General features: G+C 54.8%; 21 protein-coding genes. 4 read left to right on the top strand and 17 right to left on the bottom strand.

Features of this window, described 5'->3' with window-relative positions; translation table 11 throughout:
• From AABZ39_16990 to AABZ39_17020, 7 genes are all read right to left on the bottom strand, one after another.
• A partial coding sequence (locus AABZ39_16990) for a glycosyl hydrolase family 28-related protein (GenBank protein MEK6796476.1) occupies window positions 1-817 on the bottom strand: 817 nt, incomplete at its 3' end.
• A gap of 62 nt (window positions 818-879) precedes the next feature.
• Window positions 880-2,694, bottom strand: a complete 1,815-nt coding sequence (locus tag AABZ39_16995) for a glycosyl hydrolase family 28-related protein (protein MEK6796477.1) — start codon at window positions 2,692-2,694, stop codon at window positions 880-882.
• Window positions 2,695-2,797: 103 nt separating this feature from the next.
• Entirely contained in the window at window positions 2,798-5,377 is a 2,580-nt protein-coding gene (locus AABZ39_17000; protein MEK6796478.1) for a glycosyl hydrolase family 28-related protein, read from the bottom strand.
• Between the two features lie 164 nt (window positions 5,378-5,541).
• Window positions 5,542-7,524 (bottom strand): extracellular solute-binding protein, encoded by a 1,983-nt coding sequence (locus AABZ39_17005; protein MEK6796479.1) that lies wholly within the window; start codon window positions 7,522-7,524, stop codon window positions 5,542-5,544.
• Window positions 7,514-8,185 (bottom strand): tetratricopeptide repeat protein, encoded by a 672-nt coding sequence (locus tag AABZ39_17010; GenBank protein MEK6796480.1) that lies wholly within the window; start codon window positions 8,183-8,185, stop codon window positions 7,514-7,516. The genes AABZ39_17005 and AABZ39_17010 overlap by 11 nt, the downstream gene beginning before the upstream one ends.
• A 14-nt stretch (window positions 8,186-8,199) precedes the next feature.
• A complete protein-coding gene (locus AABZ39_17015) occupies window positions 8,200-9,243 on the bottom strand; it encodes a GntR family transcriptional regulator (protein MEK6796481.1) in 1,044 nt (347 codons plus the stop codon).
• 99 nt (window positions 9,244-9,342) lie between these two features.
• Entirely contained in the window at window positions 9,343-10,332 is a 990-nt protein-coding gene (locus tag AABZ39_17020) for a cellulase family glycosylhydrolase (GenBank protein MEK6796482.1), read from the bottom strand.
• 117 nt (window positions 10,333-10,449) lie between these two features.
• Between AABZ39_17020 and AABZ39_17025 the strand changes: the two genes are divergently transcribed.
• Window positions 10,450-10,635 carry a hypothetical protein gene (locus AABZ39_17025; protein MEK6796483.1) on the top strand — a complete coding sequence of 62 codons (186 nt, stop codon included), beginning with the start codon at window positions 10,450-10,452 and terminating at the stop codon, window positions 10,633-10,635.
• 71 nt (window positions 10,636-10,706) lie between these two features.
• Here the strand turns inward: AABZ39_17025 and AABZ39_17030 are convergent, their stop codons facing one another.
• The 6 genes from AABZ39_17030 to AABZ39_17055 form a co-directional block, all read right to left on the bottom strand.
• On the bottom strand, window positions 10,707-12,617 hold the full coding sequence (locus tag AABZ39_17030) for a right-handed parallel beta-helix repeat-containing protein (GenBank protein MEK6796484.1): 1,911 nt from the start codon (window positions 12,615-12,617) through the stop codon (window positions 10,707-10,709).
• 156 nt (window positions 12,618-12,773) lie between these two features.
• Window positions 12,774-13,826 (bottom strand): aldose 1-epimerase, encoded by a 1,053-nt coding sequence (locus tag AABZ39_17035; GenBank protein ID MEK6796485.1) that lies wholly within the window; start codon window positions 13,824-13,826, stop codon window positions 12,774-12,776.
• Between the two features lie 30 nt (window positions 13,827-13,856).
• Complete coding sequence (locus AABZ39_17040; GenBank protein MEK6796486.1) at window positions 13,857-15,335, bottom strand: alpha-amylase family glycosyl hydrolase; 1,479 nt, start codon at window positions 15,333-15,335, stop codon at window positions 13,857-13,859.
• Between the two features lie 298 nt (window positions 15,336-15,633).
• Entirely contained in the window at window positions 15,634-16,770 is a 1,137-nt protein-coding gene (locus AABZ39_17045; protein MEK6796487.1) for a glycoside hydrolase family 99-like domain-containing protein, read from the bottom strand.
• Window positions 16,771-16,886: 116 nt separating this feature from the next.
• Window positions 16,887-17,171: a putative quinol monooxygenase gene (locus tag AABZ39_17050; GenBank protein MEK6796488.1), complete on the bottom strand. Its 285-nt coding sequence runs from the start codon at window positions 17,169-17,171 to the stop codon at window positions 16,887-16,889.
• Window positions 17,172-17,193: 22 nt separating this feature from the next.
• A complete protein-coding gene (locus AABZ39_17055) occupies window positions 17,194-17,829 on the bottom strand; it encodes a hypothetical protein (protein ID MEK6796489.1) in 636 nt (211 codons plus the stop codon).
• 286 nt (window positions 17,830-18,115) lie between these two features.
• Between AABZ39_17055 and AABZ39_17060 the strand changes: the two genes are divergently transcribed.
• The gene (locus tag AABZ39_17060; protein ID MEK6796490.1) at window positions 18,116-19,591 is read left to right on the top strand and encodes a hypothetical protein; all 1,476 of its coding nucleotides are present in this window, start codon (window positions 18,116-18,118) and stop codon (window positions 19,589-19,591) included.
• Here AABZ39_17060 and AABZ39_17065 read toward each other — a convergent pair.
• Window positions 19,572-20,273 (bottom strand): M15 family metallopeptidase, encoded by a 702-nt coding sequence (locus tag AABZ39_17065; protein ID MEK6796491.1) that lies wholly within the window; start codon window positions 20,271-20,273, stop codon window positions 19,572-19,574. The two genes, AABZ39_17060 and AABZ39_17065, sit on opposite strands and share 20 nt — an antisense overlap.
• A gap of 182 nt (window positions 20,274-20,455) precedes the next feature.
• Entirely contained in the window at window positions 20,456-20,962 is a 507-nt protein-coding gene (tpx, locus tag AABZ39_17070; GenBank protein MEK6796492.1) for a thiol peroxidase, read from the bottom strand.
• Between the two features lie 148 nt (window positions 20,963-21,110).
• Here tpx and AABZ39_17075 point away from each other — a divergent pair, with 148 nt between their 5' ends.
• Both AABZ39_17075 and AABZ39_17080 read left to right on the top strand, forming a co-directional pair.
• Window positions 21,111-22,253 (top strand): hypothetical protein, encoded by a 1,143-nt coding sequence (locus AABZ39_17075; protein ID MEK6796493.1) that lies wholly within the window; start codon window positions 21,111-21,113, stop codon window positions 22,251-22,253.
• Window positions 22,254-22,262: 9 nt separating this feature from the next.
• Entirely contained in the window at window positions 22,263-23,411 is a 1,149-nt protein-coding gene (locus AABZ39_17080; GenBank protein ID MEK6796494.1) for a right-handed parallel beta-helix repeat-containing protein, read from the top strand.
• A gap of 66 nt (window positions 23,412-23,477) precedes the next feature.
• On the opposite strand, the gene AABZ39_17085 is transcribed toward AABZ39_17080, so the two are convergent.
• Both AABZ39_17085 and rlmN read right to left on the bottom strand, forming a co-directional pair.
• Window positions 23,478-24,251: an ATP-binding cassette domain-containing protein gene (locus AABZ39_17085; GenBank protein ID MEK6796495.1), complete on the bottom strand. Its 774-nt coding sequence runs from the start codon at window positions 24,249-24,251 to the stop codon at window positions 23,478-23,480.
• Between the two features lie 40 nt (window positions 24,252-24,291).
• Window positions 24,292-25,191 (bottom strand): 23S rRNA (adenine(2503)-C(2))-methyltransferase RlmN, encoded by a 900-nt coding sequence (rlmN, locus tag AABZ39_17090; GenBank protein ID MEK6796496.1) that lies wholly within the window; start codon window positions 25,189-25,191, stop codon window positions 24,292-24,294.
• Window positions 25,192-25,222 lie beyond the last annotated feature (31 nt).

The raw sequence follows: 25,222 nt of genomic DNA on the forward strand, positions 1-25,222 counted from the left end.
CGCGCTTCATCCCTAGGAAAAAGCTCCCTGCGTGGACGATCATGTTCTCCGCGCGGACATCATAACAATCGTGAAATGTCATCACTGATGAAAACGTCTTCGTCATGAACCAGAACCGCGCGCCCGTGGTCAGGAGCGGGCTTCTCAGCGGATTGGCGTCCGTATTCCTGTTTTTGTCGTACCAGGGACCGCCGAGCGTCGCGCGCCAGATATTTCCGCTCACGTGCTGCCACTCTTTGTTGACGAAGAAATGGGGTATCCTTGATTGTATATACGTACCGTTCGTATCGAAAATGACCTGCCCTCGTTTCACTGTCGCATTGGTGAATTGCGGGAAATTCGGGAGCGGGAAGCCGGCATCGACCGTCAGATCGAATGTCGCATCATCCGCATTCCATCCGACTATCGTCCCCTGTGTGAACGGCAAAGGATCGTAATCGACAGTAAGCCCGGCGAGCGCGATGTTTGAACACTCTTCGAAATAGAACACGCCCATACCTGGCTCGGTCTCGATCACTTTCGCATGCTCGCCGAGTATGGTGAAATTCGTCACGCCCCGGACATAGAAGGAAGCGGGACGCGTCGAAGGGCTCTCGTCATAACCGCGGGAGATCGCGGTTTTACCCGTGCGATACACACCCGTACCGAAACGGATGACAGCCCCCTTGCCGTATGCCTGTGCTGCTTGCATGGCTTTGGCTATCGCCGGACCATCATCGGCAATACCGTCCCCTCTCGCGCCAAAATCCGCAACGCTGAACGTCTTTACCTGAGCGTACATGGTGAATGCTGTCAATAGAACAAGAAACACACGCATAGGTTCTCCTTCCGCTTCATTCTAAGACCCGAACCAACCGGCGCACGACCACACCTTCACGATCATCTGTTCTCTATCACCGGAACCGATGCATCATCGAGCCGTATCCCGTTGATGACAATATCGGTATCACCCATATTCGTCAGCCGTATCACCGACGCAAGCGACGCATTGCTCCCTTTGACGGTGACATTGGACACGACAACGACGCTACCCCCATTGAACGTCAGGAATGAGTACGGACCGCCCGCCGCTCCGCCGCTCGGCACCACGATGCGATTATCAGCGAACAGCAGATATTTCCCGCGGGAACATCGGAACACCGTTTGCGCCGAACCGCTGAACACATTGTTCGTGACAATGATGTCATGGACATCGTAGCCTTCCGTCCACGATGCGAGCGCGATCATGCTGCCTATGAACGTGTTATTGCGGATGACGATGTTCCTTGACTGCGGCCCTTCAAGCACAGGATACGCCTGCGGCTTATCGGTATGCATCGTCACCGCGTACGACGATTGATTGCTCACATACGTATTCCATTCGATGACCGCGCCCTCGGTATGCGGCAGCGTTCTGAATGAATGGGCGATGTAATTCGAGCGCACGATGAGCGGGCTTCCGCAGGCGGACAGGTTATAGATGAAATCCGCTTTCGACACGTTCGTCTCTTTCGACTGGGCAATGATGCCGCTCACACCGCGTTCGAGATGCAGTGTATAGATGAGCGGCGGCCAGCGATTGGTCTGCTCGAACCGTAGATCACCGACCGTCGCCGTTCCCTTTTTTCCGACGCCTGCGTTCACGATCTCAATCGTATCCCCGCGCTGGAACAGATTCGAATACTGCGAGCGCACGATCAATGTCCTTTCATCGACGGCGTCCGCTATGAACTGCCCGTCGCTGTGGCAATTGATCGGATCGTCCTGTATCCAGTCGAAGCGGCTGTTCTCGACAGTGATCGGCCCCCGAGTCTGGCTTGCGACATGCATGCCGTCGAACGTCGATATCAGTCGTGTCGAACCCGGCAGCCGATCGACGGTACAATCCCGCACCGTGAGCCGCGCGCCCCTTGTCATGCCGAGGAAAAAATGCCCGGCATACGCGGTCACCGACTGCACCGTCACATCAGAGCACTGACGGAATTCGAATATGCTTCCCCACGATGCCGCCATATACCAGAATCGTCCGCCTTTGGCGAGCAATGGATTGTTGAGCGGATTATCGACCTGATTCGCATTCCACCATGTGCCCGCCCCGAGATACCCGCGCCACACACGACCGGAAATGTTCGACCATGCCCGGCATCGGAAACGGCCGATCTGACCGCCGACGAAGCGCCCATCGGGATGAATGATGACCGACCCCGTACCTTTGCTGAGCGAGTTCGTCAATTCGTCGGGTGTTCGATATCCATCGTCAACTTCGAGATCGAATGTCGCCTGCTCTTTGCTGATATCGACGATAGTGCCCTGCGTGTACGGCAGCGGATCGTAATCGATGACAAGGTCCTTCACCGTGACATTCGAGCAATCCTCGAAACGGAACACACCCATCTGCGGATCGGTCACCACAAGCTTCGCGCCGTTCCCCCGCACCGTACAATTGGTCATGCCGGAAAGAAAGAACGAAAAGCGCTGCAGCGGCGATCTGCCTCGCGGCGGCGGCGACAATGTCTCGGCAATGCGATATACACCCTTTTCGAACGCGATCACGGAGGTATTGCCCCGGGCGGCATCGAACGCTTTCGCTATCGAAGGGCCGTCGTCGGTCTTTCCGTTACCCTTCGCACCGTAGTCCCTGACACTGAACGTCATCTGCCCGCACGCAAAGGATGCGGCAAGTACCAGCACCAGTATACGCAACGATATCATCATATATGCTCCTGCAGCGGTCCTGATCATCGATACGCTCCGATCACCGGTCCATGACCTCAGTATAAACTGAATGCCGAGATCAGCAATTGATCGCCGTTCGTTCTCACTCCGCAGGCACACCGAACACATCGAACGCCGCAATGGATGCCGTGTTGTATATCGATTCCCAATCGACACCTTTGATCACCTTAAGCTGCACGTAACGCACCGGCGTATCGCATTGCACGGGAATATCCACCCAATCCTTCGTATTGTTCGTGAACTCGGCGATCTTGAAATATTCTTTCCCGTCCGCACTGCCGTAGAGCTCCGCCTGCGTTGTATTGCGAAACCGCGTCATATGCGTACCGGCATTATGTGTTCGCCAGCGCGTTACAAGCGCGGGCGCTGCCAATTCCACGGTGAGGAGATGCGGCCCCGCCCCCTCCTTGCTCTGCCACATGGTCCGCGTATCCCCGTCAAGCGCGTTCTCGGGGCCGAAACCGGTCGTCGAATATATGCCGCTGCTGTAATCGCTGTTCAACTGCGCCGATCCTTCCTTGAAGGTGCTCGCCGTCACCGGCCTGCCCGTGGTGAGAGAGTGTTCAAGATGCAGCCGCAATCTCTCCGGGCCGACGCTTACCGCATGGTTGTTGAACGTCAGCTGCTGATTGAGGCCGTATACATCGACACTGCCGGTGAACGTATCATCGAATTCCGCCCAAAGCGAGTAGCCGTTGCCGCCGCCGGTGGCGAATATCCCGTAGAACGTATTCGCACCCGCGGTACGGAAGCGGACGGATTCCACAGCGGGCACATCGAATTCAGTGCTCCAGAATTTCCCGTCCTGACATCCGCCTTTGCCCTGATCGATGAATTCCATGAAGCGATGCGGCGCGAAACCCGACAGATGGAATGTCGTCAGGTCCCGGCAGTCACCGAATACATAACTGATCGCATGCTCTGACAGATATGCCTGCTGTACTCTGCGCTTATCCGCCCCTGCGGGATACGCAGGTTTCGGGAATTGTGTCATCAGTCTGTATTCCTGCGTAAGCGGTCCGATATCGATGCTGATGTTCTCAAGCACCACATTCTCCGATCCGCCGCCGACGCGTATGCCGCAGCGGTACATCGTACCCCAGAGCCCGACGATATGCGCATCATCGCATCGGGATGCACCGAGGTCTATGCCGTTGTACGCATTGGGCACTATCACATCATAGATATATATCCCTTTGCCCGCCCCGCGCACCGCGTACGGATACGGATGAATGACGAGACCGCCGGTGCTGTTCGTTTCCCAGAGATTTCTCTCATGACAGATATTGACGCCGCGCAGTCCCGAACGCTCTTTCATCGTTATCGCCGCCCGTGCGTTCTCGCTGTCCTTCGTATCCGCGTCGAAGTCGATGATGAGCGAGCTTACTTTCATGTACCACGAGCGTACGGGGGCGCCGAGATATCCCCCGCGCAGTTCAACCCCGGCGGGAATATCGATCGGCGCGTTCAGCCGTACAGTGCCCCGCGGCAGAAGAAGTGTCCCTCCGCCCGCAGAAGCCACCGCGTTCAAGGCTTTCTGCAGCGCAGCGCTTTCACCGGTCTTTCCATCGGCGGCAACGCCGTAGTCGGACGCCTGATACACGGATGCCGCTCCGCTCTTCGCCGGTGTACGCTGCACCGCGAACGCATAGCGTTTATCAGAAAGCTCTGGATAATTATCGAGATCGAAGTAATGCGTACCGAAATACCATCCGCCCTCGATATCCGTTCGTCTGCCGCGCACCTTGCCGATGCCGCCGCCGAACCCATACCGGCTTCGGGCCGTCACCATCGCCTTCTGCTCGGAATCCTCCATCTTCACGATGACAGGATACTTCGCCTCCTCAAGATCACCGTTGTAGAACGAAAGGCCGTCGACCTTGCCCACCTGCACCCCGATGAGTTCCTTTCCCATGAATGAGCGCACCTGGGCCGCATCGGCATCGCTCATTTTTGCTTCCGGGAGTTTCGTCCAATAGTCGCTCTTTATCCTGACATTATAGCAGGTGCAGAGCTCAGTGGAACTTCGAAGGATAATACCCCGGTAGAGCGCGGTGCCGCAAATGTTCGCTACGCTCGAACCGCTGAAGCCGCTCATCATTATCCCCTGATAGCTGTTGACCAGCGTAATGTTGTGGATGTATGCCACATTACCGTCGATAGAGAATGGATATGCGACCGGTGATGCCGGGTTCTGCTCCGGATAGTATATCGTCATATTGAAGACATTCGCATGCCCGAGCTTCGGCGGTGACAGGAGCGCCGGGCCCGACGCATTGCCTTTATCGGCATAGGCAAGCAAAACCGTACCGGAAAGCGGATCACCCGGCTCCGGTCTTTTCCATTCACCGCAGAGCGTAACGGCAGCGGGCATTGCGATGGACTTTTCGATACGATACCGCCCCGCGGGAAGGAATACCGTTCCCCCGCCGCTGTTCGCCGCAGCCTCAAGCGCCTTTTGTATCGCGGAAGATGCATCGGTCTTGCCGGTAGCGTCCGCATTGTACGGAGCTTCGGTAGCGACGGCCGCAGCGACGACCAGTGTACTCCCGCTGAATACAGGTTTGAAATTCGCCGCCGGCAGTGACGCACATGCGATAATGCACATAAAGAAGAGCCGTGCTCCCGTGCGTCCGTTTTCCCATTTGCATGATCGTTCCATTTCAACCTCCGTTTGTATGTTCATGGTCACCCGTATGCTCAGTCAGGAAACCCGCATCCACGAGGCGTCGTATCATCGCTTCATTAGGCATTTTTGACGTCAAAGGGAAAATCGTGTGCCGGAACTTTCATCGTTTGACCTCGTTGTGCACTCTCGCTCCCGAATTACAGCCCGAGCCGTTTTTTCGCAGACGCGCCGTATTCATACGCACTCGCAGGCGGTTCGCCGCCGGCGACCCGCTGCATAAGGGAGCGCTCCTGCCCGAGCTCAATGCTCCTGGTGACAGGGCGCGACACGACAGCGCGGTATTTCTGCCAATAATCGTTCGTGTGCCCGGCCCCTCCCAGAAGTATAGCTTTCGCCTTGAGCTGAGAAATGCTTTTCTCGTCCGTGAGAAGATTTCTCCGCCAGTTCTTGCTGATGACCTTCTGATAATCCTTATATCCGTTCTCGATATAGAACGGCTGGAAATCATCCCGCATTTTCTCAAAGGAACTTGCCAGCCCGCAATAGAGGGAGTAGCACTGCTGCCATTTGATGAACGATTCCCCGCCGATATTCAGATTGAAGCCCGATGTCACGCCGTTCACATGCGGCTTGAAATTACTGAGAACCCCGCTGCCCTCGGCGCCGTTGATATACGGCAGCCAATGTATGAACGCGTTGAACTTGATGTTATTATCCTTCGCCGCAAGGAACAGGAGGAAATCGATCGCTGCCTTCCTCCGATCGGGAGCGCTGTCCGGCGTCGGACAGGCGAATGCGAATGCCGAGAACGCATCGTCAAAAATCGGCCCCTCGACATACTGCCCGAATGCAGGATCGTCCGGCCGCGCATAGGGCATATCCATGACACCGATCTCAAATCCATTATCCTTGGACTGCTCTTCAAGCATGCCGGCATCGAACGTGCCCGTCGGGATGAATACCGCGCGCTGCTGCACGAAGAGGAATACGCCATCGTCCCTATTGAGCCCGGTAAAACCGGATATGCTGTTGCTCGCGTACGCAGCGGCCATCGCGAATTTCGCGCGATACGGTCCGTAGTCAAGACCTATCTTCCCGCTGCGAAATCCGATATACGATTCGACGCTGCTTATGGAGCAATCGTGATTATAATCGATGACATCACGCGCCTTGCTTGTGATGGCGTTGAACAAAAGCCATTCCGCCTGCCCCATATGGAATTGTGAATTCGCTATCGGCACATACTGCGGCGACGTGCTGAGCAGCAGCGCACGTTCATTCGAGAGAGCGGTCAATACGCCGGCAGACCGTGCGGACAGCGGTTTTGCCGTTTCATCGGCGATGCCCGTATCGATGCGAAGCATTTTTTTCTTCGCGGCCGCATCGAGGAACCTATAGCGCTTGATCATCTCGCACACGGCAAGGAATTCGCGCCAGTCGCGCGGCGGCGTATCGCGCCCGGTCAATTCCCGGTAGAGCGTCCGGTTGTAGAACATGCGCACGAGCACCTGCGTGAGCGCAATGCTCATGAACTCCTGAAGCTCCGGTACATAACAGGCGCGCAGCCCATCCTTTACCGTTTCGCGGAGCGGCGTACGTTCGAATTCATTCCCCTTGTTATAGGGATTCGGCATGTTCGCGTATTCTGTCATTGGGACGAAGTATCGCTGATAATAGGAGACCATGAGCGGCGCCACCACCGAATTCCCTATCTCCATGAGGTCCGCAGGCGATCCGCCGACCATCTGCGTAACGAACCACTGACCGTACGTCTGCCCCGGTACGGCGATCTGCTTGACGCGTACGTTCGGATGAAGCTTGCGGTATTCATTCGCCATATAATCGATGCCCTCGCGCACGCCGGGCTCAAGCTGCCAATGCGCGATTGAAATGGTTATCGTCTTCTTATCTTCCGCCCCTTTCGGTATCTTTATCCTTGTCCCGGGAGCGAGTGCAAAGCGCTCCGAGATATCGGGGTAATTCTCATCGCAGATAGCACCTGCGGTCGTTCCATATGCCTCGGCAATTGCGGCGATAGTATCCCCGGGCTTTGATACGTACACGTTGCTTTCATCAACATGGTTGTTCAAATATACAAGGAACGCCGCAGCGGCGAATGCAAGCCCGATGATGATGATCCCAAGATAATTACGGACACCCTGTATCAGTTTATTGAACATGGCTGCATAGCCTCCCCGGCAATTCCGTTACCCGTATACTTTTGCTTCCATAATCTCTCATCCTTACTCTCGGCCGCCGCATTTCATTGTCCGGGTGCGGAATATCCTTCATTAAACCAAGATACTCAAGCTGCATGCTCCTCGCATCCAATCGCTCCTGCGCGGTAAACGCATCGGAGTCGACGACCTCCAGTTCGGATATCGCATCGGCCTGTCTGTTATAGAACGCATAGAACGAACATATCGTTTTGATGGCCATGAATCTGTCAACGCTCTTTTTCGACCGCTCAAAGGACTTCTTCATGAGTAGAAGCGCCGTTTCGAGATCGTTCTGCTTAAAGCGGCAGTAACCGAGATAGTAAAGTGTCTGCGGATCGTCAGGCCGCAACGTCAATGACTTCTGCAAGACCTCTTCGGCAAGCGCTGTCTTTTCTGCGCGAAAGAGCGCTACGCCCTCGGCGAACAGAATCCCCGCCAGCTTGAATGCATCACCATTCGCCAGTGCATATCCGCGACGGAACGCCGCAGCGGCTTTTTCATACTGCTTCGCCGAAAGGAACTGATATCCTTCTTTGACAGCGTCATCGAATTCAGCGGCCATCGCAGTGCCGACGAACAGGATCACCGCTGAAAACATGATCCGCGTTACCAGGTAATTCATTTCGATCTCCCATATTATTTTACCGAACTCATCTCGTCCGCCCACTTCGCCGCTATCGTTCGATGCGTGCAGGTGCCAGGGATGGCCGATACGACCGAATGTATGCATTCCGACATGATATCGATAACATCGAAACCGATATACCGTATCGATGCGCTATCATTATGCGTACTCTTCTTCGGCAGCGAACTTTGCGACACTGCGGTAACGTTCGTACCGGTGATCGCGTCGGCGACGAACGGCGTGATATTTTCATCGGTTACGAGCACGGCATCCGGCTTTTCTGCATTCCTGAACATGAGCGCAAGCAGATTCGCTATCCACTGCCGGCCATATCGGTCTGTCGATACTCCGTGTACCCATTGCGGGCCGGTTTTTAATGAATGATGCGAACATCTCGCATAGAAATGATCGATATACTTCATCGGCAACCGGGTGCTGTTGAGCATCCCCACCCGTCCGCATCCCTTCGATCGAAGAAATGCAAGCGACTTTTCGATAAGGTCATCATAGTCGCCCCAGACGGTATAGAGACCCGGCCATTGACCGGGCTCGGTAAATGCGACCGTCGGTATATTATTGCGCATGAGCGGTTCCAGCATCCAATCGCCCTCCGGATACGATGCGAATATCGCCCCCTGTATGCGGAAAGAATTCGCGAGCATCTGAAGTTTGCCGAAATCGTCCTTTTTTCCTTTCACATTCTGAATACGGAAGAGCGGTGTTTTTTTTCCGGACACGCGTTCTATGTCACGGATATTATCGGTGATCGATGCGAAGTATCTGTTCGATGCTGCCGTACCATCATATTCCTGAAGAATGACGGGGATGTTGGATATATTGGGGGGGGTTGCCGTAACGAACGTGCCGTTGCGCCCGCGGGAACGGATGAATCCCTCCGCTTTGAGGAGCGACATCCCCTTCTGCAGCGTGCTCTTGCTCCCGCCGACCATGCGCAGAAGTTCGTTTCGGCTCGGCAATCTGCCGTTCGCCGACAACGCCCCGCGGGCTATCTTCCTTTTTATGGTCAAGGCTATCTTGTCATAGCGAGGGTTCATCTCTTTCTCATCACACCATATTTGGTACATATATATAATAATACATGTACCTATTATTGTCAAGGCGGACAGAACAGATAGAACGCCGGGGGCCGGACGTCAGCCGATCTTTCCGCTGATAGTTCGAAAAAGGAATGCCTCCCGCTCATTGAACGGTGTTCCGTCATTTCTCAGAAGATCATGGAACCATACTGCCGGTTCTTCCGCGCCCTGCGGTGATCCCCAGGGAAATATCGTCTGTGTTTTCCCGGCGACAAGTCCCCACATATAGCAGCCGACGTTCATATCCATGAACACCGGCAGACAGGTCTCAATGTCGCTCACGCCGCGCCGCATCCATTCAGTGCAAATCACCGGCCGTCCGTGTTCTTTACGCTCGGTGATTTGGCGTGCGAGAACTGCCGCATCGTGATAATTATGGAACGTGATGATGTCCGATGCCTCGTACTGGAATGCATTGAAAACTTCATTATCAGACCATGTTCCGGCGGTGAGCGGCTGTTCCGGTGCGGCTGCCCGCGCCCATTCGAATGTGCTTTTCAGCAGCGGAAGTGAGCGTTCTCCCTGCCAATGCCCCGGCTCATTGTATAGGTCCCAGAATATAATACGTTCATCCGTACTGAACGTCCGTATCATATCACTGACATACGATCTTAAAGGATCCCAGACGCTTTCGTCTGCGATCATACGCAGCGGCGGGCTGGACACCCACCCGCTGTTATGCACACCCGGCACCGGCACCGGCTGCAGACCCGCCTTCGCTTCACGCCCCGCAAAATTACAGTCGTCGAACAATGTCGGAACAACGGACAGACCATGTCCCTGCGATATCTCAAGGAACTCTTTCAATGCATGCTTACACCAGGCCGCATCCTGTTCCCATACAACGTAGTTCAGGAATATCCTGATCGAATTCATCCCGAGATCGGCCGCCCATCCGAGTTCTCGGTCTATCGCCGCCCGGTCGAATGTGTCCGCTTGCCACATGGCAATATCATTGACCGCGGTACTTGGGATGAAATTACACCCAATCGGCATGCGTTTTCTGCGATACCATGCATTCGCTTTCTCGCACGACCATCTTTTCATATGTTCGCTCCCCTGGCGAAGATTACTTTCACATTGAACTACTCCCGGAAAAACGGTTGAGAATATGATATCTCATCACCGATTCCGAGACACTCGTATCGAACATACTGAAACAGCATGTTCGATACGATGCATGTTCCTTGTATACCGTGCCGCATCGATGAACGCTTTCTCCCTGCGGAGAGCCGGCGATCATCCACTGTCTCCGAACATACCGCCGAAGCGGCGACATCGGTCACCATGTTCGACATGATAGTCCGAACCATAAGCGCGATAGTACCCATAGCCGTCTCCATTGTGTGAATGACGTCAGCACTGACCGGCCGACGGTGAACATGCACGGCCGCATGTTCACCGTCGTACAAACGCGGTGTTCACTTCACCGCCCGCCCGTCGTCCACCGGCGCGACCCCTTCTGGAAGCCGTACATTGAGTCCTCGGATGATGACTCCGGCATCACCGGCATCGACCGTCGAATGGATCCGAACCGCAGCAGCGGCATTCGAGCTCATATCGTACACGAAAAGAGACTCGATGCGGACAAGGCTGCTCTGCATGAGCAGTACCGTCGGCAGCGGAAACGGATGTCCCCCCGCGTTCATGCTGAACATATTCGACACTATCGATACGCCCGAAGCATTCCGGATATCAATTCCGCCGACACGGGGATCGGCATACGTATTCCCTGCGATGACGATATTCCTGATATCCCGATGGAGCGACATGCCCTTCACCGAACTGATCATGGATCGTATTGACGGCTGAGCATTCGCGCCGAGGCCGTGCACGCCGCGGAACACATTGCGCTCGATGCGTATATCATGCGGCACCGGCCCCTCAGAATATTCCGATTCTTTTATGACCGCGATCGCAAGTCCATCGATGTTCTCAAACACATTATCCGTGATGATCGCATCGCTTTTCACCAGTATACTGCGCCCGCGGTGACGCCCGAAGAAATTGCTCCGAATTATAACCTGCCCGCCGCTTGCATCGAGATTGTACACATTGTCCGCCTCACGCGTCGACCGCCCGGCGACAAGGCCTTCGACCGGTGACGCAACCGTGATCGTGTGCAGGTACGGATGCTGCGCATCAACGGCAACAACGGTCGTTTCAGCTCGTATGCGTCCCACAGCCGGATCGAATATCTGTATGCGGTCGCCCGGATAGCAGCGGAATGTGCCCGCATTGTTCACGGTGAACCGTGTCGGCGATATGTTGCTCCACACGGTAGCTGCCCGGCAGTGAATATTGATCGAATCATCGAGCATCCCCTCAAAGTGACAGCGCTCGATGAGGAATGTCCCGCGCACACCGAAGGAATGAATTCCGTCCGCACAGGATGACATGATACGCCCGCTCCCGGGCCTGCGCATTACCGTCATGCCGCGTATCGCCACATCCTTCGTATTCGCCCATGTAGTCGTCGTTGCGGGACATGCATATATCGCAACATCACGCACGGATATGTTCGTACAGTCCCACGCCCCGATGGCGCTCTGAACATACCACCGATAACTGTGCGCATATCGGTCGCCGGCGGCAAGCCCCGCCTTCGTCAGCGCAGCATGGTCCTTTACGGTAAACCGGAAAACCGGTGCACCCATCGCCATCACCGACTTCATACGGTGTACGATAAGATCATAGAACACCCCGTCGATCACCTTCACGCCGAATGAACTTTTGGCGTCGGCAAAGAACGGGGCATCAGGTGCAGGATACCCCTCATCCACGGCAAGATCGAACGTACCGGCTGCAGCATCGGCCGCGGAGATCGTCCCCTGCGTGAACGGCACGATGTCGTGATCGACGGCAATATCTTCTACCGCGATATTCATGCATCTGCTGAACCGAAAACCGCCGTACGGCGGACGCGCGACGCGTATCACCGTATTCGTGCCTTTGCCGCGGAACGTGATGTTGGCGATACCGCTGAAATCGAGTGCGGCGATCTGATTCGTGTCCGGCGGCATCACCTGATAGATACCGGCGCAAAACTCGATCACCGCGCCATTGTTCGCGGCCGCAGCGGCCACTGCTTTATACACAGCAGGCGCACAGTCGGTATTCCCGTCCGGCTTCGCACCGAAAGCATCGACATGAAAAGACGCAGGGAATACGACCGCCGCTGCGAAGAGAACCGCCGCCGCTTTTCTCGCTATCCCAAGAACGTTCATCGACATTTCCCATTCGCCGAGACCCATGGACCGGAAAGTCCTCATCCGCGGATCGGGATGACAGGACGGACACACGAACGCTGCTGCATCATACTTTGTGCTCATACATGCTCCAAGAGCGCTTTGGACGTATCGCAGAGCGGATCATACGATAGTATACAATTTAATCGGGAAATAATGACCGGCATGCCGCCGATCGATATATCGTCTTTCATGGAACGTCGGGCTGTGATCTGCCCTGCAGAACGTATTCTCCGCAACTTATTCCGGGATATAGTCGACATAGCCGCCAGCTTTCCCTCCGGGTCTCACTATCTGCAGATGCGATTCTTTGACGTGTCCCCGGTCATAGAGGTTATGCGCGTCGATGGAACAGGTTTGGTTCTCGATGCAGAAATATCTTCGCGTGGTCCACACCACCACATGCGTGAGATCGGCGCTCGCACGAAGGTGCAGCACACGTCCGATGGTGCGGTAGTCGATCGCGACACGACTCATCGGTGTCGCCCCGAAAAAAACATCATCCAATCGCAGGGTCGAGAGCGGCCGAAATTCCGTCAGGTCCCATGCCGCATTCGAGCCAACCATGGTAAGCCTTCCCGTAGGCAGATAATTCGATGATTCCATATGGTACGGCAGCGGCACGCGGATGAAAACCTTATCAGTGTCGCCGATGATCTTCCAGAATGGATGTACACCGAACCCGAATCCCATATCCCTTCCGTCGCGATTCTCGACCTCATAGCTTATCCGTACTCTATCTGCCAGTAATGTATATTGAACGACGAGGGTGTTTGCATAGGGGAAAGCCGGAAATCGGGGATCATTTCGATCAAGAGCATACCAGATCCTGCATGATATCGAGTTCGTGCCAAGCCGAGGCTCTTCGAATCTCCAGGCATCGTCCCAGACCAGGCCATGCAGCGCGTGTGATCGCGTTTCCCCGGAAAATGACATGGTATGCTTTTCACCCTGAAAAACATAATTGCTGTCCCTTACCCTGTTCGGTGTCGGGTAGAGAATGAGAGTGCCGACCTGTTTTTTCTTAAGATCCGATAATGCTTCCGGTCCGAGAATGAGTTCTGTGCCCCCGACGGAAAAAAAGAACATATTCCCGCCGCCCTCAGGACAGATCTTCACCTTCATACTGTTCGAGGGTCGACGCCTGTCATCCGTGCTCAGTTCAACAATGTGCCATGCCGTAGTACCATCTTTTGTGACCGCGGAACTGAATACAACATCCGATGCGGACCCGAGAATAATGCGAGCGCCAAGGAGCAATGAAGATGCGGTGATCAGAAAACAGTTCCTCATCGGCTCACTTTCCTATTCGTCATCGGCGGATTATTTCCTTTCGAGCAGGAACACCCCAAGATGTTCCGCCGGGATTTGGGCGGAGAACGATCCGCGCGTATCCCGATCCTTTTCTTCGATACGTGTACCCGACAGCAGATCCGTCAGAACGCATTTTTCCATATCGGAAATCCCGAGCAACTCATACGGAGGGTCTATCCGGATGACATCTTCGCTCGAAGTACATTGATAATTCGGCACGACCATCACGGCTTTTTCACGATTGAACCGGGCATACGCCTGCAGCGGATTGGGCGCACCGCTCCTTGTCGACGCAACCGCCGCGATATTGGCGTCGCGCGTGCTTTCCGGGTAATACTCGAATAGTTCGGGATAGGTACGGCGGATGCGTATGTATCGTTTCACATCCTCGAAGAAGGCGCGGTTCGAAGGCGCGTCTCGCTGACCCCAGTCGATGGTATTAAAAAACATGCACCCGGTCGATCGCTCGCCGGGCATAGTGATCCACAATCGCGGATTGTTCCACTCCTCCCCGATCCACCACAGGGGTATGAACGGGGCGAATATCGCCTGATAACCGATGCGTACCCGGTTGCCCTGAACAAAGGGCTTGGGGTTATCGTGGCAAAGAAGGTTGTAGGTGTAAAAGCGGAAATGGCCGCCCAAGTGCTGCTTCACCAGTGACCCCTTGCCGATCCCGAAACCGCTTTTGATCACTTCGGTGATATTGCTCCTGATCAGGAAACTGTATCTCTCACCCCAGCGCTCCATCTGCTCCTTCAAGTGCTTTTTATCGGCCCAGTCGGGGTCCTCATCACGCCCCAGCACCCCGACCTGCTCAAAATCGAATGTTTCCCTCCGCTCATTGCCGGTTTCGGATACCAAGATGATCTTCCTTCCTTGGGCATAGAGGGCGTCGCGCACTTCCTTAAAGTAGTAGCCCGATGTATCGGGCGCAAGATCTACACGGTAGCCGTCCGCCCCGGTGGCAAGTATGAATTTCACGGCATGGCCGAGGAACCATTTTCTCAGTTCTTCGCTTTTCCAGTTCAACCGGTAGCCGCCATAGACCATGCTCAGGCTTCCATCCGTATTTCGCGTATAGAACTCAGGATGCTCCGCCACCAGGTCTGAGTTGGTCCTGGTACCCCAGACGATGATGTCGAATATCACGCGGATATTTCTCCGATGTGCCTCGTCCACGAACTGCTTGACGACCTGATACGAACCATCGAGGGTATCGGCGCCCGTAAGCGCGCTTTCAATGGTGTGGCAGCCGAAATTCCCGTAGCCGTTGATCTTGGAACCGCGACCCCAAATAGGGTTGATCCATAGGCCGTTCACTCCCATCTCCGCATAATGGTCAAGGACCCTGGTTGCCGCAGCAAAGGTGCCTTCCGGGGTTGCGGTCTCGATGCGGAACTGGGCCATGATCAGGGTTTTAACCCAATCCGGAGAAAAGCCTTCTATTTGCACCTGATCGTCGGACAGCAACTTGGGAATGAGCATTGCATTATCGATCTTACCGACCGGTCTTTGTGCGCTCAGTATAGTACTCAAGATCAATACCCCTGGAAAAAATAGAAGTAGAAAAGTGAAATTGTTTCTGCCCATACGACCCCTCGGCTCATGCGAGGATGGAACATCTTTGCCGACACATCAGTGCTTCATCCCCGGAGCATCACTTTCACTGCGGATCAAGTGATACCATTTTCAGCGGCAGCAAGTAGTATATGAAAGGGATCAAGATCCGGTGTTGCGGATAATCGGAAATGATTTGCGTTTTTTCGGGTACACAGCGACAGTTTCATACCCCACCCTCGCGCGAATCTGTAAACACATGCTTCACCGCCTCAAGATATCCATATCCATACATCGTACACGGCTCAAGATAGCTCGTCTCCGTCCACTCATTCCAGCTGTTCACCGTGATAAGCGGCGCCTGTTTCGGGTGCGCATCGATGTACTCCTTCGCCTTGCGGAGAGCCGCCTCAAAATTCGCCGGCGTATTGTTCTTGATGATAGAGCCCTTCACATTGAAGGTACGCGGGCTTGAGTCCCAGCCTACGCTTACATGCGGATAATACGGTGCTGAATATTTCTTATCGATCGCATTCCAGTCATTCACGGCATCCTTCACCGCTTCGTTATAATCCCGGTTCACATCTGTGAAATGACAGAACTGATAATGGGTAAGAGAATCAAAGGCGAGTTTCTCAACGACGTCCTTCTGCGTACCGACATTGTCGCCCGGAACACCGGAAAGCGATCTGTCGCTGTCCTTGCGCATTGAGAGCTGCAGGTCGAGCCCCGGGAATCCCGCCTTCTTCACTTCGTCGCGGAACCAGAGAAGCGCCGACATCGCCTCATCAATACCGCCGAGCCCTTTCATGAACGTATTGAGATCGTAGAGCATGTATACCGGCTTTCCATCGATCTTATAGTAGGAAGGATGTGAAAAGTATTTTTCTATCGTCCTCTTGACGATGATCTCGAATTCCTGTCTGTCGACGCCGCCCTTCCATATCAGGGACTTATTTTTATGCATGAAAGCATCGTCCGCATTGCGCTTATCCCAGCCGAGGCCAACATCATGATTGGCCCACATGAGATAGAATTTCATCTTGCTGTTGTTCTTCGCCTTGAGAAAACCGTCATTGAGACAGCCCTCAAGGAATGGCATGCCGTCATACCAATACCAATCGTAGATGAACACATTGACACCGTGATCGACCGCCGCCTCTATCTGCATTTCCATCACATACGGATCGGCCTCGTTCACATAGCCCCAGAGCGGGAAGCGCGGCTGTTCATGCCCCTCGTACTTGGGCGCGTTCTTCATCACGGTCTCCCATTCGCCGATACCCATGGGCCAGAAGATCTTCGCCCGGGGATCGGGGTGATAGGACGGCCACACGAACGCTGCTACATCATATGTGCTCATACATGCTCCACCGTTTCACTTGACGTATCGCATGATCAATGCGACCGCATACAGTATATGAATGTGATACTTCATCGGCGTTGCGCATCTTCGGAGAAGATTTGCGTTATTTCGGGTCAGAGCGGCTTATAGAAATGGACCACCGACGGCGCCGTACGGAGCGCATTGAGCTTCGGCACTATCGCCTTGAAATGCGCCGACGCCATATGCGCATCGACAGAGGCCTGATCCTCCCAATGTTCGATGAAGGCGAAATTCTCCGGGACCTTCACGTCCTGATGCAGGATATAATCGATACATCCCGCTTCCCTGCGCGTCGCCTCTATCATCGGCTTCACCTCATCGATGAGCGCATCGATCTTTCCGGGAAGCACCGTGAATTGCGCGACAATGACTATCATAAGAACCTCCGATGTGTATTCTTTACTCTGCCACATAGCCGCGAATGAGCGTCTTTACCGCCGATCTCGTATTCGTTCCCGTCGCAAGCCCGCGATACGCCGATACGATATCCCGTATGCCCGCATTCGTGCTCGTCTCAAGCACGGCCCGGTATCCTTCAGGCATCATCTCCCTCAACTGGACAGCATAGGACAAATGCCACAGCGCATCGCCGAGCCGGTACTGCTCCCTGTTCGTCGCAAGGGCAGCGAGGAGCTTCACCTCGAAACGCGAGAACAATACCGTGTAGTCGTTCGACATGCCCGGTCTTTTCGACTTCAGCATCGCTCCGGGTTCTTTCGCCATGGAGGCACACCCGGCGGCGGTGAGGTTCTCGGAAAGTATCGATATGAGCGCATGCGAATCGTTCTTTGACAATGGGAAGAACGCCGCATAGTTCATGAAATAGCCGAGTCTCAGCACCGCTTTCTCCCGATCGGAAAGGCCGAATGCGCCGGTAACGAACGTATATTGGCTTGCGAATTCATCGTCACGGAACAGGGTGGCGATATGACGCGTCTGCACATCGACAGTTTTACGCCTCGCCATCGGCACGACGAAGAATAAAATGACGATGACCGCAAAAAGAGCGAGCGGGAGCCATTTTTTAATATTCATACGTTCATCATACATCATTCCGGCGATTTCGTACATGGCATCACGCGATTGCGCAGAGTGACGGCCACGAAGACACCAAGGCACTAAGAAAATCGACTATGATATAGGGATTGATCATCTACAGATCATCGACTCGCCGTGTCAGTTGAGCACTTGTCCGTGCTTTCCCTTTGCGTCTTCGTGGTTTTCTCCCCTATTGATATTCAAGATCTTTTCACTCTCCATACTTTACATATTTTCATGGCACGATAGTATTCACTCATTGTTGCCGCTTTTAGGAGATATCATGACCACTGCCATGCGTTCGCTCATGCTGGTTTTTCTTGCTGTAATGACTTCATCTCCGCTACGCGCGGATGTCGACTATCAGAGCTACCCCACCGGCGATATCGGCTATACGCAGATAGGGACACGCGCTCAGTCCGTCGAGAAGGGGATAGCCGCGATCGATGACGAGAGCGAAAAGCGCGAACTGAAAACGCATTTCGCTGAAGCAAAGAAATCATATGCAGCCAAGGACTTTGCTTCCACGGGGAGAATACTTTCCTACCTGGCAGAACGGCTTTCCGCGCGGGGCATGAACATGCAGCCTTCCGCACGGCTGAGCGACGAGCAGAAAAAGGGCCTTTCATCGATAGGAAAAGAAATGCATACGGCCATGAAAAACGAGGATATGCGCACAATTAATAACCTTGTGAAAAGAACGGTAACGTTGCTTGGTTCCGAAGCGGGGAAACCGGAGGCGGGGCTGCTCATACGAAAGAACGCGCCGCGCTTTTCCGGCAATGTGGAAGCGGAAGCAAAACGCCTCCTCGATACGCGCCGCAGCGCAATGCTCGATGCGGGAACGCGCGTAGCGGTATCCATACGGAAAAAAGATAAGTTGCGCATCGCAGCAGGCCTCTTACTCGAACTCTCTGCGCTCATCGCCGCTTCATCGATGGATGAAAGCGCGCCGCTCATACCCGAGCTCTGCACGGCGGCGGATGCGCTCGTCAGTGTACAGGGAGCGAACGGCATATTCGGCATCCCCTATGACAACGCATCATCGGATCTCCTCATCAAAAGGGCGTCGCTCGCCGTAGACGAAGCGAAACGCAATAGTGCGCGCATCATTATTGAGCGTGGATGGATACTCGACGACAGCGGGGCGCTGGACGGGGGGTTGCAGTTCGATAACGGTCTCGCTGCACGCGCTGTCGTCCTCGCGTATCGCACGCAGAGCGACGAACGATATCTCGCGGCGGCAAAACGCTCGCGCGATGCACTTGAAAGAACGCCCGTATGTCCCAACTGGAACTATAACGCATTTTCCATATCGTTCCTCGCGGAGCTCTACCGTGCTGCACCTGAAGAAAGGACACGCACGATACTCGCAAAAAAGCTTACCTACGGGCTCATCCCGGGGCTAATGGTGAACGGGCGGTACGCGGACCCGCACAATGCGAAGACCGTGTATCATCACATTATCACCGAAGCGCTCCTCGATGCCGCTGAAGCGCTCCCGCGCTCGGACGAACTTTCCGCATCGGTCATCGACGCTGCCGCACGCGCATCGCTCTCCGCTGCTGATGAGATCATCGCCATCGGCCCCGTGCATGCGGACCGCGCCGTCGGCATGCTGTCGCGCGCGAACCTTCTGCGAGCGGATGACCGCTTCGGGCACTCACTCTCCATCACGCTCGGCGAGCTTTCGGCCGCGGGCAATGAGCAGATGGCGAATGCGTTCTATCTCAGACACCTTATCGCGCCGGTACGCTAGGGCATTGTGCGACGGCGTTCACATAGAACGGCGCACGATCGATGGACGCTTCTGCACCGGCGAACGATGTTTGCTTGAGCAATAACGACGGCGTTCTGCCGTACGCATCGTTCCAGCACTTCTGCATCTTCCCGGCGATGGGCATATACGACCAATGCCACCGCTCCTCGGCATATCCCGCAGCGCGTCCTGCCGAATAGGGCTGACAGAAACCGTACCGAGCGGCATGCTTCACGAGCCAGACATGGAGCCTCTTTCCCTTGCCGGAACGGAAGTAGTCATTGTTGAGGGCGTTGATATCGACATCGGTACCCCAGTGATGACGCGATGTCCCCGGCATGGATGAAAATTCCAGAATGCGAAACGCACGTTCCCGCTCATCGGGAACGGCTTTCGAAAGATCGAGCCCGCCGACACGCGTCCTGCCGTTGAATTTATTATCCCAGATGCGTTTTTGGTCGTCGAAGGTGCGCGTTGCGCTCAGTACGATGAACGGCATGAACGGCATATCTTTCGCAAGGTCATCGCGCATGCGCTTGAGCGCTTCCGCCGCCTCACGGCGGAGCATCTGTCTGCCCTGCGCGGGAATACCGAGGGTGCGTATATCGACGAAATATCCGTTCGTGCTCGGGTCAAAACGGCCGGCTGCGTAGTCGCGTATCGGGATATCCGCTTCGACCACGGACGTTTGGGGAATGCAGGAGAAAAGAAACCACAAAGGCACTAAGAGAGATAGTAGTTTGTATTTTTTTCTCATGTCCGCCCGCCCATAGCGGCTGCGCCATAGGCGCACGCATGAAATTAAGTATACCCCTCTTCGTTATATCGTCAATCCCCCATCGGTTCTGTGTCAAGCGATCCGCGCTATTTCTTCGACACTGCGGCAAGCGCTTTGGCATAGTCCGGCTCCTCTGCTATCTCCGGGACCTGCTCGGTATAGGTGATGATACCCGCCGGGTCGATGACCACCACGGCCCGGGATAGTATCCCTTTGAGCTTGCCGCTTATGATGCGTACTCCATACATCTCGCCGAAACCGCGGTCATGCATTTCCGAAAGCGTAATGACATTGATCAGACCCTCGGCCGTGCAAAAACGCTTCATGGCGAACGGCAGGTCATCGGATATGCAGAGCACCGCCGTGTTCGGACGGGACGCGGCTTCGGCATTGAATCTCCGCACCGATGCAGCGCACACCGACGTATCGATGCTCGGAAAAATGTTCAGGACAACGGTTTTGCCGTGAAAATCGGACAATTTCCTGTCGGAGAGGTCCTCGGCGGTGAGCGAAATATCCGGGGCCTTCGAACCGACCGCAGGGAGTATACCGACCGTCCGTATCGGCTCGCCCTTATGCGTTATCTCTACCATGATATACTCCCGTGCGCCAAACGATCTTCTTCTATTTTATATCAGCCCATGGTAACAAAAATATCATGAAAGGCAATGCCGCAGCATTCTTAAAACGTCTTGATGGACGCCCTCCTTGACACGAGCACGCATATTATTAGCTTTAAGCATGAGTAAGGAAAGCACATCATCGAGTACATTCGTCCCGGTGCTTGCGCTTGTGCTGCTTATGGCGATGGCCGCGGACGCCCATGACAGGATAATCCTTACGGACGGCACCGTCATTGACTGCATCATCACCAGACAGACCGCCGATGACATCACCTACGAGAAGGACGGCACCCCGGTCACGCTGGAAAAATCCCATATCCACGAGGTCATGATCGACACCGAGATCGATAAATTCTTTAACGCGGCTGAGCGTATCGACACACTTGAAAAGAAGATACACTATCTCGTCAAGTCTGTGCAGAATTTCCCCGGCAAGGATTACAACCGTCTGAAGCTCGCCGAGGTATACATCTCCGCCGATATCCTACCGCCGGCCGAAGAAATCCTCAAAGGCGAGGAAGCACCGCCCTATCGCCTCCTGCAGGCGTTCCTCCTCGTTAAGCGTAATGAACCGGCACGCGCCGAGGAAAGATTATCGCGGCTCAATGCCTCGCAGTTCGAAGCGGCAGCGCTCGTGCAGTACTACATCATCAATTCGCTGTGCCAGGTGGCCCTGGGCAATGCCGATAAAGCGATAGCGTTCATGACGAAGGCGAAAGAAGCGAACCTCGTCGTGTTCCGCGGCATGTTCCCGGAAATGAACCGTGCCGAGAGCGAAGCTGCATACGAGCGCAGGCTCATCGCCATGAAGGAAAGACCGAACACCGAACGATCACCGGACACGAACAATTACTTCCTTGTCGGCGTCGAAGGGCTCAATGGTTATATCGCAAGCGCCTATGCATTGTTCCGTCCTGTCATTCCCGGCATCGGCCGCTTCGGTTTCGGGGCAGGCATCGGTTTTGATTACAGCGGGGACGTCTCGATACTCGATGCGAAGTACGACGCACTGCTCTTTAACGCCAATTTACAGGCGGTGTACGAGGTGATCGACCTGACGGTGTTCCAGCTCTCCGTACGACTCAAAGCCGGATATAACGTTCTTGCCATCGACGATTACCTGCATGGCAGTTTCGAGCTGACACCGGAGCTCCTCATCGGAGCTTTTAATCTCTATGTGATAAGTTCATGCTCCTTCGTTTTTCTGGATAATATCGCCATCATCCCGCAACTGGGGTTCGGTATACGATTTTCGTTCTAGGGGACAACAATGATACGATCGATCTTCCTCTCACTCATGCTGTTTGCCAGCATGCCCCTTCCGGCAACGGACTTGTTTCGGGGCAAAACCTCTGGGATCATAGAGCAGGGCGGACTTAAGACGAAAGCCCTTGAGTACTGGGCGAAAAAAGGCAAAGCCCCGCCCGGGGTAACGCTCCTCCCCGGTGACGGCGTCTATGTTTCATCGCTCGGGAACGACGCGAACAGCGGCATCGCAACATCATCACCGGTAAAGAACATAAACGTGGGGGTACGCCGCGCGGCGGAAACAGGCCGATCGAACATATTCATCGCGAAAGGCATATACTCCCGCGTGAACGGCGGTATGGACGCCGGAGCGGACGGCATACTCGTGAACACCGGCACCGTCAATCTCATCGGAGGCTGCGAAACGAATTTCGTGCTCCGCATCGCCGGGAGTTACAGCGAACTTGACGGCGGCGGAAGCGGACGCATCATTTCCATTGCGGACATTCACTCGGTCAGCTGCGATGGTTTCGTGATACGAGCCTCCATGACCGCTGCAGCAGGCGGAGGGATATATGTCAGGGGAACACATTCGGTGCTCTTGTCCAACATCATCATAAGCAATAATACGGCATCCACCGGAGCGGGGATATATCTCGAGAACAGCACGAATATATTGATAGCGAAGGTCACGATACAGAGCAATCGCGGACAGAGCGGCACCGGCGGGATCGCCGTCGTCACGAGCGGGAATATCGTTCTGGACAACATCATCTGTGCAGGCAACCGGGGTACCGGCGGGGGCGGCGGCGGTGCCGTCATACTTATCGACAGCACCCCGGTGAGCATCATCAATTGCTCTATCTCCAACAATAAATGGGGCGGACCATGGGAATGCGCCATCGAATTGAACTATGCGACGACAACCCCGCAGATAACGATCAGCGGGAACAACCTCACCGGCGACGGCTCCGGTGCCGTCATCGCCGAGACCGGTGTCGATGTGAGCGGCCACTCCATCATCAATAACATTTCCATTGGGTCGCTTCTCACGCGACTATACAGAGAGATATCCGGCGATATTCCTTTGGGCTCGGTGCTGATGCTCAATACACCTGGGCATGCCTTTCACGACGCGGCGGCGGCATCCGGCAACAGTGAAACGCCATAGCATCCTCTTCTGCGATACACCGACCTTTATTGAAAATGTCATGCAGGTCAAGTTTTATCTTCGCCATCATCCCTTCCCCTGCATCGAGATGTAGTACCTGCCGTCTATCGGCGTCACGCGCACGCCCCGGCCGAAAAGACACGAGAGCATGTCATCGTCCATCATTTCCTTCGGCGCGCCGGAGAAGGCGATGCGCCCGTTCTCAATGACAAGCGCGTTCGTGAAGAACGGCGTTATCTCTTCCGTATGATGCGTCACCATGACGACGGAAACGTTCGATTCGCGGGCCGCTGTTTCGATGGAAAGGAGCAGTTCCTCCCGCGAGCCGATATCGAGGCCCATGGCCGGCTCGTCGAAAAGGATGAGCGATGGATGCGCGATGAGCGCACGAGCGATGAGCACTTTCTGCTTTTCGCCATCCGAAAGTATGCCGAACCGCTCTCCCCTGCGGTCGTCAAGGCCGACGAGACGAAGGAGGCGCTCTGCCTCATCGATCTGCTCTGCGGTCACTTCGTCATAGAGCGACAGTGAGGCGAAGATGCCGGTGAGCACGACATCGCGCACGCTGTCAGCCAGGTGGAAGCGTGTCTTTAACATCGACGATATATAGCCGATACGCTTTCGTATCTCACGTACATCGCCGTGTTCCTCGCCGAATCGTGCGATAGTCCCGCGTGTCTGCCACTGATACCCGGCTATCATCTCTATGAGCTTCGTTTTACCGGAACCATTGCGTCCGAAAATGACCCAATGCTCGCCCGGGGCGATATGCCAGGTGATATCGCTCAGTATCACCCTTCCTTCATATGTCACGAGCGAAACATCGTTCAGTCTGATCATTGTGCATCCCGGGTATTATTGCTACGGCGGTCAGTATATACTATTTTTTCCGATCCACCAATCCGCATACGCCTAATTGCCCGCAGGCAGCCATGGCACGTACGCCCTTTGGCCATCGTGTACGGCATGGCATGCCCGCCTCCCGTACCGTGCGCCAGAACTCCTCCGCCGCCCCGACCGTCGGTGCTGTCCATGACACATCCGTGATGGGATTGAACGGGATAAGATTCACCTCGGCCGGTATTCCGCTGAGATATCCGCATAATTCCCGCGCATGTTCCGGCCTGTCATTCACCCCGGCAATGAGGACATATTCAATGATGAATTTCGTGTCCTTCCTGCTCCGAGGATATGCGAGTAACGCACGTTTTATTTCAGCCATAGGCCACATTGTATTACGCGGCATGAGCCTTGTGCGCAGCTCATCGTTCGGGGCATTGATGCTCACCGCGATACGCAGATTGGAAAAACCCTTCGGCGGGATATCCTTCGCGAAGCCGGCAAGACGCATAAGTCCCGGGACATGCCCCATCGTACTGATCATGATATTCGTCTGCGGTATGTTCGCGCCGCGTCCGTCATTGAGCATGCGCACCGCGTCAAGCACATTGTCGAGATTCGCGAGCGGTTCACCCATACCCATGAACACAACATTGCGGACGTTCTCTTTCAAGTGTATCCGCGCGGATGATACCTGAGAAACGATCTCTTCGGCGGTGAGGTCCCGAACAAATCCCATGCGTGCCGTTTGGCAGAACCGGCAGCCCATGGCGCAGCCCACCTGCGAAGACACGCAGAGGCTTTTATACCGCTTCATCGGTATGACCACGGATTCGACGACACAGCCATCGCGCATGGCGAGAAGGAACTTACAGGTAGCGCCGTCGCGTATCATCCCGTGAGGTGACGGGATAAATATTACATCGTCTTTCAGGCGCATGGGATGACATTGTATATCAGCATGCCAGTTT

The organism is Spirochaetota bacterium (assembly GCA_038043445.1).
Lineage (GTDB): Bacteria > Spirochaetota > Brachyspiria > Brachyspirales > JACRPF01 > JBBTBY01.

Coding starts and splice junctions, on each gene's coding strand:
- AABZ39_16995 (MEK6796477.1), bottom strand. CDS start 2,694: ATGATGATATCGTTGCGTATACTGGTGCTGGTACTTGCCGCATCCTTT.
- AABZ39_17000 (MEK6796478.1), bottom strand. CDS start 5,377: ATGGAACGATCATGCAAATGGGAAAACGGACGCACGGGAGCACGGCTC.
- AABZ39_17005 (MEK6796479.1), bottom strand. CDS start 7,524: ATGTTCAATAAACTGATACAGGGTGTCCGTAATTATCTTGGGATCATC.
- AABZ39_17010 (MEK6796480.1), bottom strand. CDS start 8,185: ATGAATTACCTGGTAACGCGGATCATGTTTTCAGCGGTGATCCTGTTC.
- AABZ39_17015 (MEK6796481.1), bottom strand. CDS start 9,243: ATGAACCCTCGCTATGACAAGATAGCCTTGACCATAAAAAGGAAGATA.
- AABZ39_17020 (MEK6796482.1), bottom strand. CDS start 10,332: ATGAAAAGATGGTCGTGCGAGAAAGCGAATGCATGGTATCGCAGAAAA.
- AABZ39_17025 (MEK6796483.1), top strand. CDS start 10,450: ATGTTCGATACGATGCATGTTCCTTGTATACCGTGCCGCATCGATGAA.
- AABZ39_17030 (MEK6796484.1), bottom strand. CDS start 12,617: ATGAGCACAAAGTATGATGCAGCAGCGTTCGTGTGTCCGTCCTGTCAT.
- AABZ39_17035 (MEK6796485.1), bottom strand. CDS start 13,826: ATGAGGAACTGTTTTCTGATCACCGCATCTTCATTGCTCCTTGGCGCT.
- AABZ39_17040 (MEK6796486.1), bottom strand. CDS start 15,335: ATGCTCATTCCCAAGTTGCTGTCCGACGATCAGGTGCAAATAGAAGGC.
- AABZ39_17045 (MEK6796487.1), bottom strand. CDS start 16,770: ATGAGCACATATGATGTAGCAGCGTTCGTGTGGCCGTCCTATCACCCC.
- AABZ39_17050 (MEK6796488.1), bottom strand. CDS start 17,171: ATGATAGTCATTGTCGCGCAATTCACGGTGCTTCCCGGAAAGATCGAT.
- AABZ39_17055 (MEK6796489.1), bottom strand. CDS start 17,829: ATGAATATTAAAAAATGGCTCCCGCTCGCTCTTTTTGCGGTCATCGTC.
- AABZ39_17060 (MEK6796490.1), top strand. CDS start 18,116: ATGACCACTGCCATGCGTTCGCTCATGCTGGTTTTTCTTGCTGTAATG.
- tpx (MEK6796492.1), bottom strand. CDS start 20,962: ATGGTAGAGATAACGCATAAGGGCGAGCCGATACGGACGGTCGGTATA.
- AABZ39_17075 (MEK6796493.1), top strand. CDS start 21,111: ATGAGTAAGGAAAGCACATCATCGAGTACATTCGTCCCGGTGCTTGCG.
- AABZ39_17080 (MEK6796494.1), top strand. CDS start 22,263: ATGATACGATCGATCTTCCTCTCACTCATGCTGTTTGCCAGCATGCCC.
- AABZ39_17085 (MEK6796495.1), bottom strand. CDS start 24,251: ATGATCAGACTGAACGATGTTTCGCTCGTGACATATGAAGGAAGGGTG.
- rlmN (MEK6796496.1), bottom strand. CDS start 25,191: ATGCGCCTGAAAGACGATGTAATATTTATCCCGTCACCTCACGGGATG.